At 38.2% G+C, this 20,069-nt stretch carries 19 protein-coding genes; 4 read left to right on the top strand and 15 right to left on the bottom strand.

Annotated features, from left to right (window positions below; genetic code table 11):
* Positions 1-376: 376 nt before the first annotated feature.
* A complete protein-coding gene (locus EKM63_RS10445; RefSeq protein WP_125706410.1) occupies positions 377-1,693 on the bottom strand; it encodes an amino acid permease in 1,317 nt (438 codons plus the stop codon).
* 786 nt (positions 1,694-2,479) lie between these two features.
* Between EKM63_RS10445 and EKM63_RS10440 the strand changes: the two genes are divergently transcribed.
* Entirely contained in the window at positions 2,480-2,731 is a 252-nt protein-coding gene (locus EKM63_RS10440; protein WP_125706402.1) for an AbrB/MazE/SpoVT family DNA-binding domain-containing protein, read from the top strand.
* Positions 2,731-3,108, top strand: coding sequence for a type II toxin-antitoxin system PemK/MazF family toxin (locus EKM63_RS10435; RefSeq protein WP_153383396.1), 378 nt, complete (start codon positions 2,731-2,733; stop codon positions 3,106-3,108). The genes EKM63_RS10440 and EKM63_RS10435 overlap by 1 nt, the downstream gene beginning before the upstream one ends.
* A 314-nt stretch (positions 3,109-3,422) precedes the next feature.
* Here EKM63_RS10435 and EKM63_RS10430 read toward each other — a convergent pair whose 3' ends face one another.
* The 14 genes from EKM63_RS10430 to trpX all read right to left on the bottom strand — a co-directional run bounded on the left by EKM63_RS10430 (position 3,423) and on the right by trpX (position 17,346).
* Positions 3,423-3,857 carry an Rrf2 family transcriptional regulator gene (locus tag EKM63_RS10430; RefSeq protein WP_125706400.1) on the bottom strand — a complete coding sequence of 145 codons (435 nt, stop codon included), beginning with the start codon at positions 3,855-3,857 and terminating at the stop codon, positions 3,423-3,425.
* 15 nt (positions 3,858-3,872) lie between these two features.
* Positions 3,873-4,730: an NAD(P)H-binding protein gene (locus tag EKM63_RS10425; RefSeq protein WP_125706398.1), complete on the bottom strand. Its 858-nt coding sequence runs from the start codon at positions 4,728-4,730 to the stop codon at positions 3,873-3,875.
* A 113-nt stretch (positions 4,731-4,843) separates the two neighbouring features.
* A complete protein-coding gene (locus EKM63_RS10420) occupies positions 4,844-5,332 on the bottom strand; it encodes a hypothetical protein (RefSeq protein ID WP_125706396.1) in 489 nt (162 codons plus the stop codon).
* 105 nt (positions 5,333-5,437) lie between these two features.
* Positions 5,438-6,202, bottom strand: coding sequence for a VOC family protein (locus tag EKM63_RS10415; RefSeq protein WP_125706394.1), 765 nt, complete (start codon positions 6,200-6,202; stop codon positions 5,438-5,440).
* Complete coding sequence (locus tag EKM63_RS10410; protein ID WP_125706392.1) at positions 6,202-7,005, bottom strand: pyrroline-5-carboxylate reductase family protein; 804 nt, start codon at positions 7,003-7,005, stop codon at positions 6,202-6,204. Before EKM63_RS10410 ends, EKM63_RS10415 begins: the two co-directional genes overlap by 1 nt.
* A 212-nt stretch (positions 7,006-7,217) precedes the next feature.
* Positions 7,218-8,348, bottom strand: a complete 1,131-nt coding sequence (locus EKM63_RS10405) for an acetylornithine transaminase (protein ID WP_125706390.1) — start codon at positions 8,346-8,348, stop codon at positions 7,218-7,220.
* A gap of 37 nt (positions 8,349-8,385) precedes the next feature.
* A complete protein-coding gene (argB, locus tag EKM63_RS10400) occupies positions 8,386-9,117 on the bottom strand; it encodes an acetylglutamate kinase (RefSeq protein ID WP_125706388.1) in 732 nt (243 codons plus the stop codon).
* Between the two features lie 36 nt (positions 9,118-9,153).
* Positions 9,154-10,368 (bottom strand): bifunctional glutamate N-acetyltransferase/amino-acid acetyltransferase ArgJ, encoded by a 1,215-nt coding sequence (gene argJ / locus EKM63_RS10395; RefSeq protein WP_125706386.1) that lies wholly within the window; start codon positions 10,366-10,368, stop codon positions 9,154-9,156.
* A gap of 17 nt (positions 10,369-10,385) precedes the next feature.
* Positions 10,386-11,411, bottom strand: coding sequence for an N-acetyl-gamma-glutamyl-phosphate reductase (argC, locus tag EKM63_RS10390; protein ID WP_125706384.1), 1,026 nt, complete (start codon positions 11,409-11,411; stop codon positions 10,386-10,388).
* A 602-nt stretch (positions 11,412-12,013) separates the two neighbouring features.
* Positions 12,014-13,171 carry an MFS transporter gene (locus EKM63_RS10385; RefSeq protein WP_125706406.1) on the bottom strand — a complete coding sequence of 386 codons (1,158 nt, stop codon included), beginning with the start codon at positions 13,169-13,171 and terminating at the stop codon, positions 12,014-12,016.
* A 130-nt stretch (positions 13,172-13,301) separates the two neighbouring features.
* Complete coding sequence (locus EKM63_RS10380) at positions 13,302-14,066, bottom strand: NrtR DNA-binding winged helix domain-containing protein (protein ID WP_125706382.1); 765 nt, start codon at positions 14,064-14,066, stop codon at positions 13,302-13,304.
* A gap of 639 nt (positions 14,067-14,705) precedes the next feature.
* Positions 14,706-15,455: an ABC transporter ATP-binding protein gene (locus EKM63_RS10375; protein WP_125706380.1), complete on the bottom strand. Its 750-nt coding sequence runs from the start codon at positions 15,453-15,455 to the stop codon at positions 14,706-14,708.
* Positions 15,452-16,342 carry an ABC transporter permease gene (locus tag EKM63_RS10370; RefSeq protein WP_125706377.1) on the bottom strand — a complete coding sequence of 297 codons (891 nt, stop codon included), beginning with the start codon at positions 16,340-16,342 and terminating at the stop codon, positions 15,452-15,454. The genes EKM63_RS10375 and EKM63_RS10370 overlap by 4 nt, the downstream gene beginning before the upstream one ends.
* Positions 16,339-17,346, bottom strand: coding sequence for a tryptophan ABC transporter substrate-binding protein (trpX, locus tag EKM63_RS10365; protein WP_125706375.1), 1,008 nt, complete (start codon positions 17,344-17,346; stop codon positions 16,339-16,341). The genes EKM63_RS10370 and trpX overlap by 4 nt, the downstream gene beginning before the upstream one ends.
* 375 nt (positions 17,347-17,721) lie before the next feature.
* On the opposite strand from trpX, the gene EKM63_RS10360 reads away from it, so the two are divergent.
* Positions 17,722-18,801, top strand: coding sequence for a YibE/F family protein (locus EKM63_RS10360; RefSeq protein WP_153494386.1), 1,080 nt, complete (start codon positions 17,722-17,724; stop codon positions 18,799-18,801).
* Positions 18,801-19,553, top strand: coding sequence for a YibE/F family protein (locus EKM63_RS10355; protein WP_125706372.1), 753 nt, complete (start codon positions 18,801-18,803; stop codon positions 19,551-19,553). The genes EKM63_RS10360 and EKM63_RS10355 overlap by 1 nt, the downstream gene beginning before the upstream one ends.
* The last annotated feature ends 516 nt before the right edge of the window (positions 19,554-20,069 follow it).

Here is a 20,069-nt window from a genome sequence, read left to right as displayed (position 1 = left end):
ACCTGGAACAAGCCTATACCAGTTGACCAAAGCCAATGACAATTAGAGGTTATCATGTAGTGCCCAGTTATGATTACTAATATTAGGAATACTTAGGTTAATTTCAAACCTAATATACAGGGCCGGAACGTGGTGGACATCACTTCGAACTAATTGCAAAGTACGCAATCATTTTGAAGCTGAGTCTTTCACTAAGCGTACTTCGTACACTAAGTGAAACCTCACCACTTGGCCCAAATTAATTTTCTGGAATCTAGATAGAGTTAAAAACCTTCCGCTATTTTATTAGGTAGGTTGATGTTTTATTGCGAATACTTGAACTTAAAAAGGGTAGAAAACTGTTTTTGTTTTCTTCCCTTTTTGGTTTGTGTTCTTATTAAGTAGTCAGTTTCTTTCTTTTATTGGTGATACTTAGGATTATGTTGAATCCTATTAACCAGATCAGTGCTCCTACTGCTGGTAGGATTGTCTCTTTATTGAAGAATAGGGTGATGAAGATTCCTACGAATAGGGCCACTGTTAGTGGATTTGTCCACTTATAATGAGGCATTTTGAATCCGTCTGCTCGGAAATCTTTTGAGCGACGATATTTCCAGTGGGCTACCATTGTTAGGATACATACTAGGATGTAAATGTCGCTGGAGATTGATGCTATGAAGGTGAAGGCTGTGCCTAGGCCGTTGAATGAACTGATTATTGGTGCCAGGATCATCATTCCTGCTGAAAATAGGACGCTTCCGTATGGGATCCCACTTTTTGAAACTGTTTCAAATGGTTTCAGTGTTTTTCCAGATGATTCTTGAGCTAATTGGTACAAGTGTCGTCCGGTTGAAAATATTGCGCTATTTAATGTTGAGCATGCGGCTGCTATCACAACTAAATTAATGATTTGTGACGCTGCCGGTAATCCTGCTAGTTCAAAGATTTGTACGAATGGACTTTGTGATTGGCTCAGTGAGCGCCAAGGTGTGATGGCCATGATTATGAAGAGTGAACCGATATAGAATAATAGGATTCTGCCGATAATTTGATTGACTGCGCGTGGTAAGACTTTTAATGGCTTTTTAGTTTCTGCAGTTGTGATACCAACGAATTCCATTCCTTGAAAGGCGAAGAATACCATTGGGAATGCGTTGATGAATGAGTGGAATCCATTTGGAAAGAATGTGAATCCTTCAGACAAATTGGATAGGGATGCATGTGTTCCGGCTGGATTCTGATGATGGGTCGCAATCAAATATGCACCAACAAGTATCAATACCAGAATGGCAACAATTTTGATACCTGAGAGGAATGTTTCCGACCGTCCGAAACTACGAACCATAGACAAGTTAACTAGCGTTAGAACAGCTAAGAAGACTAATTGTACCAACCAAGATGGCGCTCCTGGTAGCCAATATTTTAAATAGGTTGAAATTGCAGTAAGTTCAGCCATTCCAGCTAAAATTAATTCAGCCCAATAACTCCATGCTGCGAAAATACCAAATCGAGGACTGACATATTTTCCAATGAACGAGACGAAAGTGTGTTGTTGAGGATCAGAATACATCATTTCGCCAATAGCTCTCATCATGAAGAAGAAAAATATCCCAATTACTAAGTAAATCAGCAGGATAGAGGGACCAGTTTTGTGGATAGTGCTGCCGGCTCCTAGAAACAATCCAGTACCGATCGAGCCGCCAAAGGCAATCATTTGTACAGCAATATTAGAAAGCCCGCGACGAGTTCCATCCTCGTTTATTTCTATTTCATTATTAACCAAATATATCAAACCTTTCTCTACGCAAAACAATAAAAAAAGAGCACTCCTGTAGTTATACAGAAGTGCTCTTGCACGTTACCATTCTGAGGTTTGCCGATCTGGTTGCCCAAATAAGCCTCAACAACCTTCATTTTCATAAAGGCGTGTCCCAATAACGAGGACCAAACCGTTTAGCATTCTCATTTGATCATACTAACCAATCATCGGCCATTTTCGTTTTTCAGAAGTGGTTGCCTCTCACCAAATGGCAATTCTCTTTCTCGCTTAATCGAAATTACTTCCCGAATCATATTGTTTCGTTTTTAATTTTCTAATTATTATTTAATATAGTTGTTGTTGGTTTTAATGTCAATAGTGTTTTTGCTGATGTTACGGTGTTTATAGATTAAAGTAAAACGGTTCACTGTCACCCTCCGGTTAGCCTCGGCGGGGGTGGCTTCCTTAGTTGTTCGTTGGCGAAGCCAACATATTATCGGTTGCGCACGCGCCAAAGGCGACGTACGTTCATTTAGCCATGGCTGATCCCCGGCGAGGCTGCCCTTTGGGCGTGATTTCTTAAATATATCGATGTTTTCCACTATTGAAATTAATAGTTTTTTTGTTTGGTGGTGTGACTTTAGTTTTGTGAATACAATTGATGTCCGTCAAGCACCAAAGTACATACTTGTATGTACTTAGTATATAAGATACAATGATTTTACATTAGGAGGTGGGTTTATGAGTAAAAATCTAGGTACTTTTAAGACTAGAATCAATGGTCATTCATTGATTGTCACTATACCAAAGGGAACTGGCTTAAAGCCCAATCAAGAACTTCAATTAATTCAAGATAATGATGGAAAATTAATTTATTCTCCAACTGATGAAAATCCGTGGAATTCAATGGAACCTCATGATTTTAAACATGACATGGAAACATTAGATTTGGAAATTACTAATGCCAAATCAATTGGCAAGGAGAATATTTGATGATTAATAAGGGATTTCCAAAACAAGGCGATATAATCTTCATTGATTCTGAGCCACATGCCAGGCATGAGTACGGTGGTCATGATCCTCAATCTGGGAATATCCAGAGACCCATGATTGTACTGTCGTCAGACGCCTATAATGTTCAAAGCGGGATGGTTAGTGGCATGGTAATTACATCAACGGATTATCCAAATCAGCCAGCTCATTTATATGAGAAAATAATTGACGTATCAAGTGGTGTAAAAGGAACAATTGTTAAATGGTATTTACCATCATATGATTATACAGCCAGAAATGGAAGAATCATTGGCCAAATTAATAAATCACATTTAGGGTCTTTGCTAAAAGATGTTAGAAATATTTACTCAATTTAATAAGGATGACTAATCGTGAATTATAAAATATAGAAACCGTTAAACTGAATACTTTTCCATACAAAAAGGGCAGGAATTTTCCTGCCCTTTTTGTGTTTGTACGAATAAATAAATATGTTAAATATTCAATTTAGATGTAGAAATGAAATCGATTTTGGCTCAGGGGTGATATTTGCGTTGGCCGAACGATTTACTCGGCTTAGGCAAAGACTCAACTTGGAGATGATTGCGTTTTTTGCAATTAGCTTCAAGTGATGTCCACCCCGTTCCAGCCTAAAAAAATCGATTTCATTTTGGAATCGGCAGTGATCACACTACCTCGATCTATCAGCTTCTCTAACCAAAATATCATCGATCAAACTCTGCAACGAAATCTCTTGCATGCTATGCTCAGCCGCTGTCTGAACTTTCTCATAAGCACCGTCTAAAGTTTGCTGAATATTGCGACCAACAGGGCAGTTGATGTTTGTTTTCTCATCAATGTGCAACAAATTGTGATCATCATCGATAGCATTGTAGATATCCAAAAGACTGATGTCCTCTGCTGGTCTGGCTAATTCTGGTGCTACGGTCCCAGACTGGGTAATTATCAATCCGGCTTTAGACAGTGCTGACATCAGACGTCTTATCAAACTAGGATTGGATTCAATACTTCCAGCGATACCTTTGCTAGAGAGGTCGCCATCTTTTTCAATTTCTATGTATGACAAAACATGTACAGCGTCACTTAATTTATGTGAGTATTTCATAATTTCACTCCACTTTTACTTAGATAAAGCTTCTTTGACTGAGTCTGCTAGGCTTGGCAATTCGTATCCCAATACATCAGGTAGGTCAGTTGAAGGTACATCTAGATTACCATCTTCAATTAAAGTTTGCATACTAGCAATAATTTCCGAAGTTGGTTGGTCCATTCCGGCTTCTTGTAAATTCTTAATATATTGTTCTGTGGAAATTGAATCTACTTCGAAATCTTTACCTGTAGCGTCTTTTACAGCTTGTGCTAAGTCAGCATACGTTACCATTTGTCCACCGAATTCATAAACATTTTTTGGTGAATCTGAAGTGATAACTTTAGCTGCTGCTTCGGCATAAAGTCTTTCGAGTGCCCATCCGGCACGTCCATTTCCGGCTGCATAAACAAATGGTTTACCAGCTGCACCGGCTGAAATTACGTCCATTTCATTTTCGACATACCAATTGTTTCTCAAGAATGAATAATCTAATCCGGATGCCTCGATCAATTTCTCGGTTGCTTTGTGATCGGCTGCTAAGGCTGCAGTGGCGTTATCTGCATCTGCAAAACTTGTATAAGCAACATATTTAACTCCAGCTGACTTAGCAGCGTTAATAACATTAGTGTGTTGTTGTAGTCGAGGAATTGCACCACCTGGTTGTGATGAAATAAATAATAGACGATCAATGTCATTTAATGATTTTGCCAAAACTGCTTCGTCTTCATATGATCCAGGACGAATTTCGATTTCTGCTGGTAGTAACTTCTTAGCTTTTTCTTCGTTACGAGCTAGGGCAACGATATCTGTTGCATCGACTTCTTTTAATAGTATTTCGATGGCTTTACGACCAAATTTACCGGTTGAACCTGTGATTGCATATTTCATATTTAAGTTTCTCCTTCTCAAAGAGCTGTTATTTTAAAAGTAACTTGTGATTTATATAGTAACACCTGATAAATTTTTTGCAAGAAAAAAAGTATATCTTTTTACAGATATACTTATATAAGTATTTGTAGCAATATTCCTACTAATAAGAATAGTACTGTCAAAATAACGTCTTGTTTGAATGTTAATTTCTTGATATAGGCGATGAATGCTACATAAGTGATCACGCAGACGATGCTTCCAATGAGAGGGTAGACGATTCCGTGATTCATATTATTCATTGCCAACTCAATGATGAAGGTTGGTAATTGTGCAATCATACTGGCTTCTACACTTAACATGAAAGTTAATTTATCTTTTGAATAAATGCGATTGTAGATCAACATATATATCCAGGCCATCAAGGTTGTTGAAATGATAATTATGATTAATGTAAATAAATTTAGGATCAGCGAGATCGAGCCGTCAGATAGGTTTGCTGACTGTAATTTTACAGCATAGACTTGTACAGCCGGACTGGTTACGAATGCCCCCAATACGTAAACCAGTAGTGCTAATGCGACTAAGTATAAATATCTTAAATTCCCCGACTTTTGAAACATATTTTCCCCCCTTTGAAATGTCTTTATGGTGATGATTATAGTACATAATTATAATCGTAAACAAAAATGAGTTTGTCTCATTATACGACAAACTCATTAGTTTTATTACTCAAATTGCAGATTAGCTTCACCTAATTTAAATTCTTTACCTTTTAGATCGCCCGATTTAACAAATTTTAAGTCAGTAATGCGATTATCTTGGCCTGATTTGAACACTAGTTGTCTGATACCCATGTCCAATATCCACTCATCATGCTTTCTGACAGGGGTTATGTTCAAAAGTTGTCCCCATTTTACAGCAATAATCTCTGGGTTCGTAACTGAATAAATTGCTTGTGAAACCATGATGTGTCTGTCGGAATGTTCATCCAACAATTTTTGATTGATCAAATCCTTTTTTCTTAAATAATCTGGTTTTTCCCACTGCAAGATAAATGGGTAAGGGACATCGAAGTATTTATTTCTAATAAAGAATATTTTCCAAGTTATCATTTTTCCTTCTGGATCAAGGCGCTTACCAGTCTGAATAGGTCCAACTGGGAAATTTTGTGATTGCAAACGCTCATGTACTTGGTCGATGTCTTGCGTTCTAATTCCGATAGTATTGATGTGCTCTTCGGGTAGGTCATGGATTGCATCATAGACTGATGTTGCATCGTCTCGGTTAACTGTCTTGGCTAAATCTTGATCAAATATACTGATCAATTCTATATAATTTAGCCCCAAGTAACCGACGGCATTTTCCGTTCCCCACTGCTCGTGTTTTCCACCTCTTTGAAATTTAATTCCAAGGTCGTTAAACCACTTAATAGCGGCATCGATACTATTGACGTTGATCATCGTGTGATCCCATCTTAAGTTTTCTGCCATTATTTCCCCAACTCCTTTGTGGTACGAACGGCAGCCATAACTGCTCGTTGTATTCCTGCTGAAAAATCACTGTTATCTAGTTCATATTGGGCGTTGATACCGACACCTCCAGCTGAATTATTGATATCCAACAGTTCACTTGGATGTTTGCCAGTTTGCTCCAACATTGCTGCAGCACCTTTGAGATTTTCCAAGGCCAATTTATTAGCAAGTTCTCTATTTAATCCTGCTAAAACTCCAGCGTTACACAAATCTTTGTAAAAGTTATACACATAGTTAGGCCCGGCAACTGCATAGCCAGTAAAGGTATCGATGAGTTCCTCGGGAATATATTCTACTTTACCGAATCCTTTAAAAAATGCATCTACCTGTTCCTTTTCTATGTGGTCGTTCAATGATGCACCGGTATATCCAAAACCGGTATCAGTGAGTGTATTAGGGATAATACGAGCAAGTGCCACGTCTTTAATATCCAGTAAATGCTCGAGTTTATCGATCGTAACTCCAGCAACGATTGAAACGATTGCTGCTTTGGTATCGCTTTGTTTGATTTTTTTCGCGATACTAGATAAATCATCTTGAGGTCTCACAGCAATCATAATAATATCGGCTGCTGCTAAATCATCATTTGAAAGGTTTTCTGAAGTGGCAATTCCGTAACTATTTTCTAAGAGGGTGCGACGTGCGTCAGAAATATCGTTAACGGTTATGTCGCTTTTATCGAAGACCTTGTTTTTTATAAATGCGCGGATAATTGCTTCAGCCATTTGGCCACCGCCAATACTGTATAACTTATTGGTCATATTTTCTCCTCCTTTTGAAAGCCTTTACAGTATCTAATCTATCTCATTCAGTACAAATTTTCAAAGAAATAATATTGAAAAATAAGTATTTTGATAAAATACAGCATAATTTTGTTAAAAAAAACAACATCTGAAATGGTGATCAAATGTTGTTTTTTTGAATGTTGGAATGCGTCGACGCTTGGCAAAACGTGGACACAAAATTAAAAATACTATTGCAAGGCAGCCTTTATTTGGCTAAGTCCTTGCTTTAGTTCGTCTTCCTCCATAATGAGTGGTGGAAGAAGACGTAAGGTATTGTACTTAGCAGAAAGTGTCAGTAATCCCTTGTCTTGAAGGGCAGTTATAACATCACCAACTGCTAATGAATCATCGAGATGAATACCGATCATGAATCCTAATCCGGTCACATCAGTGACGTGGGATAGAGGTTTGATTTCTTCATCTAAGAATTTCCAAACGGCTTTAGATTTTTGTTGAACTTTATTTAAGAAATCAGGAGTGAGTTGTTCCAGAACTCCACTTGCGGCTGCCATGGATAATTTATTACCACCAAAAGTCGTGCCGTGAGTTCCTGGTCCAAAAGCACTTGCTAATTTCTTTTTACCGATCATTGCACCGATAGGTGTTCCGTTACCCAAACCTTTAGCGGATGTAATGATATCAGGGTCTAATCCAAATTGTTCGAAAGCAAATTTGGTACCAGTACGTCCAATACCTGTTTGAACTTCGTCAATAATAAGTAATACATCGTTATCTTTGCAGGCTTTTTGAACGTTAGTCAACCATATCTTATCTCCAACATTTACTCCACCTTCACCTTGAATTACTTCAAGAATGACTGCTGCTAAATCTGGCTTGATAAGGTCAATAGCCTTTTCATCGTTATAGTCTGCAAAAAGTACATCTGGTACTAGTGGTGCGAATCCTTTTTGAATATCAGGATTTCCAGTCAATGACATTGAACCATAAGTACGGCCGTGGAAACCGTTGTTGAAAGCTAAGACGGTAGTTTTGTCACTGGCTTTACGTGCCAATTTGAAAGCAGCTTCGTTAGCTTCTGTACCAGAGTTTGCGAAGAATGCTAATTGGTCATCGTTACATAATTGTCCGGCAACTTTGTCTTGAATCTCACTCTCGTAAAGATTTGAGATGTGCCAAACTTTTTTAGCTTGTTTTTGTAAGTTATCAATAATGATCTTGTTGCTGTAACCAAAGCTACATACACCAATACCACTGGTGAAATCTAAATAAGTATTGTCATTGTTATCAATCAGATAACAATCATGTCCGTCGACAATGTCAAACGGAAAACGTGAATAAGTAGGGAATACGTGTTCCATAATGAACCTCCAGAATTTTTATTATTTTGTCTGTATTTTATTGGAACTGAGTTCCCTGTCGACATAGATCGTTGGTAATAAACGTTTTATCAACGCCATTTTTTAGAGCTTTAAATGAAGCCTGAATCTTTGGCATCATTCCAGACTTGATAATATCTTTTTGGAACAGAGCATTAGCATCTGTTTCTGTTAATTGTGGGACAACTTTCCCTGAGTTTAATACTCCTGGTACGTCAGTAAGAAGTACCAATGATTCAGCACCAAGTTGAATGGCAATAGTTGCTGCAGCCATATCAGCATTGACGTTGAGCCAATGTCCGTCTTCAGTTTGTGCCAAAGGAGCTAGGATTCCGATTTGATTTTTCAATTCGTGATGTAACCAAGTTTTGTTGATATCAGTAACTTGACCAACTTCACCATATTCTTCTTGATTCAAGTATTTACCTTGAAGAAGATGATTATCACTAGCATTCATACCAACTACAGGTAATCCAGCATTTGATAATGATTGGCAAAGTTTTGGTTGAACCATTCCTAATAGGACGGCTTTAGTGACATCCAAAGTATCGGAATCGGTCACTCTAATTCCATCGATTTTTTTGACGGAAAGGTGCATCTTTTCACTCCATTGTGAAATTTGAGGACCTCCGCCATGAATGATCAAGACTTGTTTTCCTTCGTCCCACCAAGTTTTAATTTGTTGGAAAAACGTTCCAGGCAGTTGATCACTCGCGTTTCCACCTATTTTAACTACGATTGTTTCTTTCATGTTCCTTCACCCCATATTTATAATTAAATTCGAAATTTAGCTGCTATATGAAGCGTTGATTCGGACGTAATTATAAGTGAGATCACAGCCCCAGGCTTGGCCTTCAGAACTTCCAGAATTCAAATCTACTAAAATAGTGATTTTGTTAGAAGAGAGAGCGTTTTTCATTTCAGCTTCGTCAAATCCAGCACCGTGGCTGTTTTCGACTAATGGTAATTTGTTTAACCAGATTGATGTGTGGTCGATGTCTACTTTGGCATCAGTTTGACCAATAGCGGCAACGATTCTACCCCAGTTAGGGTCTTCACCGAAGATGGCTGATTTTACCAAGTTAGATCCGACAATAGCTTTTGAAACTTTTTGGGCATCGTCATGGTTAGCAGCGTTCTTGACGTTTACTTCGACAAGTTTAGTTGCACCTTCACCATCGGATGCGATGTCTTTGGCTAATTCAGCGAGAACAGCATGGAAAGCTTCAACGAAATTGCTGTAGTCAGAACTAGACTTAGTAATTTCGGCGTTGTTAGCCAAACCATTTGCCATAGTAACTACCATATCGTTTGTCGATGTGTCGCCATCTACGGTGATTTGGTTGAATGTTGTATCGACTTCCTTACTCAACATTTCTTGTAGCAATCCGTCTTGTACTTTGGCGTCCGTTACGACAAATCCAAGCATGGTTGCCATCTTAGGATGGATCATTCCTGAACCTTTGCAGAAACCACTGATGGTAACAGGTGTCCCGTCGATATCGAGTTGAACACTGATTGTTTTGGCATGTTTGTCAGTGGTCAAAATTGCAGTTGTTACTTCTTTGTTATCGGTTAATTTTAATTCTGAAATTCCTTTTTTGATGATATCCATCGGTAACATTTCACCAATGATTCCAGTTGAGGCAACTCCAACAAGATTTGCATCTATATTGAGTTTGTCAGCAACTAGTTTTTGTGAAGTCAAAGCGTCCTCGTCGCCTTGCTTTCCAGTACATGAATTAGCGTTAGCACTATTCATGATAACGGCCTGCAACTTGTGATCTTGATTAATAGTATTCTTGGTCAACTTAGTTGGAGCGGCTTGAAATTGGTTGGTCGTATAAGTTCCAGCAGCTTGTGCAGGTACTTCTGAGAAAATCCAACCCATGTCATTTCTATCTTCGCGTAGTCCGGCATGTACCCCATCTGATGAATAGCCCTTTGGCCAAGCAAAGGGAATAATCTGGTGTGCATACTTATCTTCTAAAGATGTTTGCATAAAAAATTCCTCCTAATTTATAGCAAAACAGGGATGAGATCCAAGCCTGTTTCAGGTGCGTAATCGAACATTTGGTTGAAGTTTTGGATAGCTTGTCCAGCTGCACCTTTTAGGAGGTTATCAAGAACACTGACTATTACAATTTGATGGGTAACAGGGTTCAATTGATAACCGATGTCACAGAAGTTAGTTCCGGTAACTTGTTTTAAAGTTGGGAACACTCCTTCAGTAGCATTCACAAAGGTGTCATCTGAGTATGTTCGGACAAAAGCAGCCCGTACGTCATCTTCAGTTACATTATCTTTTGCCTTTGCGTAGCAACTGGCCATTATTCCACGAGTCAGTGGTAATAAAGTTGTTGTGAACTGAATATAAGGTACGCTTTCGTCCCAAATTTTTAATTGTTGAACAATTTCTGGAATGTGTTGATGTTGATTTACCTTATACAGTTGCAGATTTTCATCAGTCTGAGTGAAATGAGTCAACTCAGTTAATTTCTTTCCCGCACCGGAAGTACCAGATTTGGCATCCACTACGATTGAACTAGGATCGATCAAGTGATTTTGTACAAGTGGTGCTAAAGCTAGAAGAGTTGTCGTAGCGTAGCATCCTGGGTTACAGACGTATGTCTGACCTTTTGAATTTACAAAATCAGTTAATCCATAGAATGACTTTTTGAGGTACTCCTCTTTAGGAGCAGGTTTCTTATACCATTTCTCATAAGACTCTCTAGATTTCAATCTATAGTCACCGGCTAAGTCGATCACTGGGAAATTAGCTTCAATAAACGGAGCAGCTAATTCAGTAGTGACACCAGCAGATGTAGCGAAAAATACCATTTGATTATTCTTCATGATATCAGCAGAATCATAAGGCAAAATGTTGTCGCGTCGTCGCAGTTGTGGTAGTACTTTTTCTAAAGATTGTGCTTCTGTTTGTGAATGCCCGTATAAGTTGATGTGATCAACGTTAGGGTGATGTAACAGCAGTTCATATAAGACACTGCCGCTATAGCCGGTAACTCCGACAAGACCAACATTCATATGCTTTTCTTCCTTTCGAGATATCTGATTTATAATCACCCACATAAATTTTTATGCGTGGGGAATTACTAAACACGGTACACTCAACTAATGGAAAAAACAAGTACTTTTTAATGATTTCTCTAATTTTTTATAATTTTGAGATTGTTGGTGTGGTGGGGTTCTTGAAACTTATTTTCAGAAAACTAGTTTATTTTTCTAATAATTGGAATGAATATTATGAGAGTAGGGGATGCCGCCTGCGGTCGAAAACGTTGAGGCCGCTGTGGGACCGACCCGAGCCTCGGTCTCGGGTCTCTCTTTTAAGCCTTGCACGGTCCGCAAGTCTTAAAATCGTCCAGTACTGTGGCGATGAATCGCCTACAGTACTTTCACTGCTGGCCTCATCGTTTTCGACCTCCGGCTGATTTAGCTCAAAAGTGCAGTCGTTCCATTATTAAAAGTAGTTGGATCACTCAAGTACTAATGTAGAAGATAACAAAAAAGGAATCACAATAATTAAATTGTGATTCCTTATGTCTATCAGTTAATATATTTAGAATTACAGAAAATCATACATGGAGTTAGAGTGCACGAACGGCAGACATCCAACTTATTTTGATTTACTTAATTTTATCTACTTGGTCATTGTCTTTTAATCCGAAAGTTGTGATCAACAATCCGATAATTAAGGCAATTACGAAGTAGAAGAAAATGATTGTAATGCTTACTTTTAATCCTAATGATACACCAATTAAGTATGGTCCAATTGTTGCGCCGATTCTACCGATGGCTTGTGTGAAGCCAATTCCAGTTCCTCGGTGAGTGATTGGATATTGTGTTGGTGTCATTGCGATCATAATTCCCCAGGCACCTAAAGTGAAGAATGAGAGAAGAATACTACTGAAGATTACCATTGCTGAGGAATTTGCAGTGGCGAATAGGAAAGCTCCGATCAATGTTCCTAATAAGTAAATGAAGAGAACTTTTTTACGGCTAATTTTATCCATCAAAAATGCTGCTAAGAAATATCCAGGCAATTGGGCAAAACTCGTAACTAGGGTGTATCCAAAACTGTGTATCATTGAGAACCCACGAGCAATTAATACACTAGGTAACCATAGGAATAGTCCGTAATAAACGAACATAATTATGAACCATAAGATACTTAAACAAATTGTGGCACGACGAAATTCCGGTGACCAGATTTGTGCTAATGATACTTTTAAATTCAATTTCTTGTTCTTAACGTTATGTTCATCAGATAAATGACGACGCAATACTAAAGTATAAAGTGCCATTAATGAAGTGATGATTACAGTTGGACGCCATCCATAAATCGGCATGAACAAGAATGCTAATAATGATGCAAGAATCCAACCGATAGCCCAGAAACTATCGACTAAAATCAACATCTTTGAACGCTTATCACCTGAGAACGAATCAGCGATAATGGTCGCTGCAACTGGTAACTCCCCGCCTAATCCGATACCAGTAATAAAACGAATAATCATGAATTGATAAACGTTTTGAGTTAATGCTAAACCTAAGTTACTAATTGAAAAAACTAATAACGTAATAATAATGATGTTCTTTTTACCAAAACGATCAGCTAGATAACCAAATAAAATTGCTCCGATCATCATACCAACAGTTGTGATAGCACCAACTGAACCTAATTGTCCTGGTGTTAGTGCCCATTCCTTTTTGATCAATGGCATGATGAAGGATAGCAATCCCACATCAGCAGCGTCAAAAAGCCAAGCAGTTCCAAGAACCATTAACAATTTGAGACCAGTGTTTTTCCGTGCTGTTTCCAAATCTTTACCCCCAAAAAATTATATTTTATATTTATTTAATTATTAAAGGTACTTTTTACCTTTATTAACCTAAAAAAGATTACCATTAGTATTATCGAGGGTCAAGGATTTGAGCTAATTTGTAAAGTTTAGCCGGACGACCGCTTTTTCCATGTTCAAAACCAACTTCAGAAAAGAGATGTCCGTGGGTTTTACGAAAGTTGGAATTGTCGATTTCGTTAACAGATCTTTTATTAAAAGTTGCGTATACTTCACGGGCTTTTTTTAGAGTAAAACTGTCTCCTAAAATCAAAAGGATGGTTGGTAAGTAATCCAGACGATTTGTCACACGTTTAAAAGCTTCTCGCAAAATAAGGGAATGGTCAGAGATTAAATTACTGGATTGGTCATGTTGATCAACTTTTTGATAAAAATCATTTTCGATGATCGAATCGGCCAAAGTGTGAAATGTAAAGTTTTGATATTTTAATACGTAAGAAGCTTGATCATAATCGACAGCAAACCACGCTGCTTCTTTAGCCCCGTATCCCGGAGTTAAATCAGGCATTGAAGGCAAGTAAGTCATATAAGTCAAAGCAATCTCACGTTGGCTTAGACTGCGATGAACGTTACTGAAAGTCTCCAATTGCTCAGTGTAAAAATTTGGTAGATCAATACCAATTTTCTCACGGATCAATCGAAGTGAAGCTTCTTCAGCGTTTTCATTGACACGTAATAGGGTAGTTGGAAGGCCCCATTTGTCAGTATATGGAGCTCGGGAGTTTTTGATTAGTAAGACCATGATTTTTTCAGAGCTTGAGTCAAAGCTCCAGATGATATTCACGATGTTAACGGTCAAGTTTTCAGTTGAGTTCATATTGTATGCCTTCCAAATAAATTACCTTTTATTATATATTAATTTTTCGTAAATACATATATACGTTGGATTTAAGATTGTGGGAATATGCCGCCTGCGGTCGAAAACTTTGAGGGCGCTGTGGGGCCGACCCGAGCCTCGGTCTCAGGTCTCGATTTTAAGCCTTGCACGGTTCGCAAGTCTTAAAAGTCGTCCAGTAGTGTAGGCGATAAATCGCCAACGCTACTTTCACTGCTGGCCTCAATGTTTTCGACCTCCGGCTGGGTTTTGTTGGAACTTCAGTATTGGTAAACTAAATTAATATCAGTTTTGAGCATCACAGCAGAGTACGAGTTTAATATTCAAAAATCATAATTGTGATAAGTCGGTTAAATAAAAAAGGATCCACAATATTTAAATTGTGGGTCCGTAAGAAGTTTTAGTAATGTTAAAAACATTGATACCGGTGAAAAAAGTCGGAGTTCAGGACCGGGGAATCCAGCAGTGAAAGTACTGTAAGTGCTTTAGCACATACAGTACAGGGCGAGTTGGAGACTTGCAAGAACTCAGCAAGGCTTCAACTAGAACTTTGAGACCGAACTTTGGCTCAAAGTGTCCCACACAGCAGGATTCCCCCGGTCCTGAACGGAGACGAAATCTTTAGAAATACTCCAGTAAATCTTTTTCTTTCAATTTAGCCTTAGCCTCTGTATCTAAATCCAAAATAATTTGGCCCTTTTTCAAGACAATCAGGCGATTGCCATACTTAACGGCTTCGCTCAAATTATGTGTGACCATCAAACTAGTTAGATTCTTTTCTTTGATGACTTTATCAGTAAGATCCATCAATTCTTGGCTAGTTTGGGGATCAAGTGCGGCTGTATGCTCATCCAATAATAACAATTCTGGTTTTTGAATAATTGCCATCAAAAAGCTCAATGTTTGGCGTTGTCCACCAGACAGCTTTTCAGTGAAGGTATTCAATCTGTTATCAAGTGTAGGTAAGTCAGAAGTAAAATCTTCAAACTTAGGTAGATTTTCTTTGAGGTGGCGTAATCTTAGTCGTCTTGGAAGTCCTCGTCTTTGCGCCAACAATAGGTTTTCTGCAACGGTCATTCTTGGTGATGTACCAAGTTTTGGATCCTGGTAAACACGTGAGATAAATTGACTACGTTTGGCCAAATTCTTATTCGTGATATCTTCGTCGTTCAACAAGATTTTTCCGGATGAAAGTTGATTGGCACCTGTGATTGCATCTAACAATGTTGATTTACCAGCACCATTGGTACCAAGCACAACGATAAAATCACCTGGGTAAATTTTCAAATTGATACCGTCAAGAATATTCAAATTTTCGTTGTCGTTGTAAATTGTTTTGACAGCATTATCTATTTCCATGATTGGTTTCATTTTACTTTTACCCCGTTTCTAAAGGTTTTGAAGAATTGTGCTCTGATGGTTGGCAATGCTAGACATAGGGCAAGAATTATTGCTGAAATAAGTTTCAAATCGTTGGTATTGAATCCCAATTGAAGCACCAGCATTAAAATCACACGGTATACGATACTACCTATTACTATGGTAATGATACGAATGCTTAATGGAACGTTAGGATAAATAACTTCACCAATGATGATGGCAGATAGGCCGATAACGATGGATCCGATACCCATATTGACGTCCGCAAATCCATTTTGTTGGGCAATCAAGCCACCGGTCAATGCAACGATACCGTTTGAGATCATAATACCGATGAACTTCATTGAAGTTGTGTTGATACCAAGTGAAGCTGCCATTGTTTCATTGTCACCAGTGGCAATCAAGGCTTGGCCTTTTTCAGTATTCAAGAAGACAGTTAATAGGAAGATAATAATTGTTAATAGGATAATTCCTAAGAATATTCCATTGAAATTTGTAGGTAATTTATCGAGACCGAATTGGTTGAAAACATTGTCCGGTTTAGTCAAAGACATATTAGCTTTTCCAAGAATACGTAAGTTGACTGAGTACAATCCAGTCATGGTCAAAATTCCGGCTAGCAAACTAGGAATGTGCATTTTGGCGTACATAAAGGCTGTGACGAATCCAGCTAGACAGCCAAAGACAAACGCAATGAGCATTGCTAACTCAGGGTTCATACCATGTTGAATGAACATAACTGTTGTAACTGCTCCGAGTGGGAAGGCACCTTCAACGGTCATATCGGGAAAGTCTAGAATTCTAAATGTTATGAAAAGTCCAATAGCCATTACAGACCAGATGAGACCTTGACTTATGGTTGAGACGAATAGGTTCATTTGATTATCCTTCCTTCTGTGTGAGCTTTTTTAAGTACGGAATCTGGAAATGTGATGTTTAATTTACGTGCCATTTTTTCGTTGATGATCAAATGACCTTTTTTGATGAAAGTTATAGGCATATCAGCTGGCTTTTTGCCGTGTTTCAAAATTTGAACGACATCTTCACCAGCTTTTTCACCAAGTTCATATTGGCTGAGTCCTAGAGTTGCTAGGCCACCGTCTTTTACCATCGTGTCAGCAGCAGGGAAGACAGGAACATTTTGCTTGGCAGCGATACTGGAGAGCAATTTCATACCACTAGCGATAGTATTATCAGTTGGTACGAAGATAGCCTGAACGTGTTGTGACAAGCTAGTTGAAACTTGTTCCAAATCATTAACGTTACTGATACTTGAAACTGAAACTTTGATGCCCTGAGCTTCTGCAAGTTTCTTCATCTTTTTAGTTTCAGTAGTTGCTGACATATCGCTTGATGTATAAATGATTCCGATATTATGTAAATCAGGCATGATCTGCTTCATCAATTTGAGTTGATCAGCCAGAGGAGCTTGGTCAGAAACACCAGTGATGTTACCACCGGGATGTTGGTTGTCTTTAACGATACCAAATCCTTTAGGATCAGTAACTGCGCCCATAACTATCGGCGTTGTTGAAGTAGCGTTTTTCAAAGATTGAACAGAAGGTGTAGCAATCCCCACTGCCACATCCACGTTATCTTGAACGAATTGCTTACTGATAGTTCTCAAATTACTTTGATCACCTTGGGCATTTTGGAAAATAATTTGAATATTCTTTCCATTAACGTAGCCGTGCTTCTTCAAAGTGTCATCAAGCCCCTTATTGATTTGGTCCAAAGCAGGATGTGAAAGCAACTGTAATACTCCGACTTTGGGAATTTTATTTTTCGTGCTATTTTCTGCGTGTCCAACGTAAAAGAATGCAAAAATCAAAAATGCGAAAAGAACGACAAGTGTCCCATATAAACGTTTGGTGTGTTTCATGATTTCCCCTCCAAAATAAAAAGGCAGTCCTATCTGTTAGGGCTGCCTTTAGATGACAATACCCGCGTGGTTTTTTGAAAATCCATGCGGGTAGTTATTTAACATATATTTACTATAGTTTAATAAGCCGACACGGATATGATCCATTCCAGGTCACATCCATAATCGGATCAACCTGATTTATCGGCTTTGCCAACGAGCTATTAGAATGTTGAGAGAATTAAATTTTTTCATAATTGAAATCTCCTAACTAGTTGATGTAAAAAATGTTATTGCATAAATTGATTCTTGTCAACAGCTAAATCGCCGAATGAAGACGTTGGACGATAATTTTTCATAATGATAGTATAGTTTGTATTCTGAAAGGTGATTATTATGAAAACTCGTCGATTTCAAGTTTTGCTAGCAATACTTTTGGTGATTGTTGCTACTGCAGTTACGTATTTTGATGCCTTCATGTATAAACAACCAATCATGCAAGTTGAACAAGTTTCTCAGATAAGTAAGACAAAAAGCACTGATGAGTACAAGAATACCGATTATTCGATCGTTCAAAAAGTTCAGGGAAAGTTACTGAACACGAAAGATAAAGGTAAAAAGATAACCATAAATAATACGTATTATCAATCCCAATTGACTGATGAAAAATATAAGCCATTGGAGCAAGTGTTTATTTCAAAATCTAACGGTAGTCATTATATTATCCAAAGTACCAAAAGGGATGCCGTTGTCGTTTTTGCGATTGGATTAGTAATAATATTATTATTCTGTATGAAATTTGCTCGAGGGAAGTTATTGTCGAGTGTCGGCGTGAATCTGATCATCTTCTATATTTTTATGCAAATCCTGATCAAGTCAAAAAACGCGTTATTAGTGCCGATGACAATCCTGACGGCGGTGATAATTGCGGCCGTTGCCCTGATAATTATTTTGGGTCCATCTCAAGATGCATTAATGGCGTTTTTGAGCACATTGATAGCGACAACCGTGGCCCTGTCATTAAGTGTCCTGCTGCTGAAATTATCCAACGATAGCAGTATCCATTTTGAAATGACCGAATACGATCTGCAACCATATTTTGGGGTATTCATTTCCCAAGTTATATTCAGTGTCTTGGGTGTTATTTTGGATGAAACAATGGATATCTCATCCTCATTGATCGAAATGAAATCGGAAGTTCCCGATGTCAAAGTAGGAGCTCTTTTTAAATCAGGGATTGCGATAGGTAGAGAATTAGTTGGTCCACTGATCAACATTCTACTTTTCATCGTTATCGCCGAAAATTTAAACTTAGTAATGTTGTATTTAACAAACGGCAATTCTGTCGGTTACACGCTTGATATGACCTTGAGTTTAGGCGTGACCCAATTATTGATCAGTGCGATCGGAATTGTATTGACCGTGCCAGTTACCAGTTACATCGCCAGTCGTATGGTAGCAAGGAGGGCAAGCTAATGTTGTATTTATTGATAGCATTTGTAATCTTATTGTTGCTAGTGACCGGAACAAGAGGTTTGTCACTCTTACTAGGATTAGGAATTAATGTGATAGCCGTTATAGCGCTGTTGATATTGATAGCAGATGGATTCAACGTTTTGATCACGACTGCAATAATTGCCGTAATAATTTTAGTAGTGGCAATATACATGAATGTTGAAAATTCATCAACAGCTAATATTTCGTTCAAAACTTCATTGATGATAACATTTGTAATTTTACTGATTACAATGCCGCTATTGTATTGGGCCAGCACCCAAGGAATGGGAGTAGAAGATCAAGAGGAACTAGAAGGATTTTCACTAGCAGCCGGAGTTTCATTCCCACAATTAGCAATCGCTACGATTATCATCAACAGTTTAGGAGTTATCTCAGAAACTAGTGTAGCTATTACTAGTGGACTGAATGAGATCGTTCTAAATAAGCCAACTCTGACTTCGAAAGAAATTTATGGCGATGGTTTTTCTGTTGGTAATAAAATTTTAAGCACTCAAACCAACACGTTGTTGTTTAACTTTTTTGCTACAACGTTCCCGTTATTTTTCTTAATGAATTCGATTCACTTTAATTTTGGAGACATTATTAACGATAAGATTTTTGTTACAGAAGTTTTGACTACAGTAATTTGCACGATCGGGGTTATCTTAACTGTTCCGATTACCGCTTGGTTGGTATCTCGAGAGAATCAGAAGAAGTCGGCTGCTAAATAGGATTTCGCTGCAGATTCCAGAGACTACACCTGCTGTGGGGACGTCTCCAGCCGAAGGGCGGGCTTCCGTCTCGCTTTTAAGCCACGCATGGTTCGCGTGTCTTGAAAGTCGCCCATGGTCTAGCCCCCGTTCCGCGGGCTTAGCCCATTTTCACAGCTGGTTACGTCTCTGGAATCCTCCGCTGGTTTTTATAACTGTATGTTGATTGGTGTGGATATCCTACATCTTTTGAGTTTAGAAATAATGATATCTATAAAAAATAGAGGCTAGATTCAAATAAACAAAATAGAGAAAACTTTAAATAGTTTTCTCTATTTTTCTTTAATGATATTTTCAAATTTCATCTATATATAATAAAACAGAAAAGCTTGTCATATTCAGCGGTACTAATGAAAACTAGTATTATCAGTATCTAGATGCAGGGATGAAATCGCTTTTGGCTCAGTAGTCGGGTTTGTCTTAGGCGAGGGACTCGTCTTAGACAAAAAGGCAGTTTGAAGACTTTCGTTCTTTGAA

This window comes from Companilactobacillus mishanensis (assembly GCF_003946505.1).
GTDB lineage: Bacteria > Bacillota > Bacilli > Lactobacillales > Lactobacillaceae > Companilactobacillus > Companilactobacillus mishanensis.
This window is presented reverse-complemented; position numbering and strand designations above follow the sequence as displayed.

What these genes read in the sequence shown, in the direction of transcription:
- EKM63_RS10445 (WP_125706410.1), bottom strand. Translation starts at nt 1,693, where the DNA reads ATGATTGCCTTTGGCGGCTCGATCGGTACTGGATTGTTTCTAGGAGCC.
- EKM63_RS10440 (WP_125706402.1), top strand. Translation starts at nt 2,480, where the DNA reads ATGAGTAAAAATCTAGGTACTTTTAAGACTAGAATCAATGGTCATTCA.
- EKM63_RS10435 (WP_153383396.1), top strand. Translation starts at nt 2,731, where the DNA reads ATGATTAATAAGGGATTTCCAAAACAAGGCGATATAATCTTCATTGAT.
- EKM63_RS10430 (WP_125706400.1), bottom strand. Translation starts at nt 3,857, where the DNA reads ATGAAATACTCACATAAATTAAGTGACGCTGTACATGTTTTGTCATAC.
- EKM63_RS10425 (WP_125706398.1), bottom strand. Translation starts at nt 4,730, where the DNA reads ATGAAATATGCAATCACAGGTTCAACCGGTAAATTTGGTCGTAAAGCC.
- EKM63_RS10420 (WP_125706396.1), bottom strand. Translation starts at nt 5,332, where the DNA reads ATGTTTCAAAAGTCGGGGAATTTAAGATATTTATACTTAGTCGCATTA.
- EKM63_RS10415 (WP_125706394.1), bottom strand. Translation starts at nt 6,202, where the DNA reads ATGGCAGAAAACTTAAGATGGGATCACACGATGATCAACGTCAATAGT.
- EKM63_RS10410 (WP_125706392.1), bottom strand. Translation starts at nt 7,005, where the DNA reads ATGACCAATAAGTTATACAGTATTGGCGGTGGCCAAATGGCTGAAGCA.
- EKM63_RS10405 (WP_125706390.1), bottom strand. Translation starts at nt 8,348, where the DNA reads ATGGAACACGTATTCCCTACTTATTCACGTTTTCCGTTTGACATTGTC.
- argB (WP_125706388.1), bottom strand. Translation starts at nt 9,117, where the DNA reads ATGAAAGAAACAATCGTAGTTAAAATAGGTGGAAACGCGAGTGATCAA.
- argJ (WP_125706386.1), bottom strand. Translation starts at nt 10,368, where the DNA reads ATGCAAACATCTTTAGAAGATAAGTATGCACACCAGATTATTCCCTTT.
- argC (WP_125706384.1), bottom strand. Translation starts at nt 11,411, where the DNA reads ATGAATGTTGGTCTTGTCGGAGTTACCGGCTATAGCGGCAGTGTCTTA.
- EKM63_RS10385 (WP_125706406.1), bottom strand. Translation starts at nt 13,171, where the DNA reads ATGGTTCTTGGAACTGCTTGGCTTTTTGACGCTGCTGATGTGGGATTG.
- EKM63_RS10380 (WP_125706382.1), bottom strand. Translation starts at nt 14,066, where the DNA reads ATGAACTCAACTGAAAACTTGACCGTTAACATCGTGAATATCATCTGG.
- EKM63_RS10375 (WP_125706380.1), bottom strand. Translation starts at nt 15,455, where the DNA reads ATGAAACCAATCATGGAAATAGATAATGCTGTCAAAACAATTTACAAC.
- EKM63_RS10370 (WP_125706377.1), bottom strand. Translation starts at nt 16,342, where the DNA reads ATGAACCTATTCGTCTCAACCATAAGTCAAGGTCTCATCTGGTCTGTA.
- trpX (WP_125706375.1), bottom strand. Translation starts at nt 17,346, where the DNA reads ATGAAACACACCAAACGTTTATATGGGACACTTGTCGTTCTTTTCGCA.
- EKM63_RS10360 (WP_153494386.1), top strand. Translation starts at nt 17,722, where the DNA reads ATGAAAACTCGTCGATTTCAAGTTTTGCTAGCAATACTTTTGGTGATT.
- EKM63_RS10355 (WP_125706372.1), top strand. Translation starts at nt 18,801, where the DNA reads ATGTTGTATTTATTGATAGCATTTGTAATCTTATTGTTGCTAGTGACC.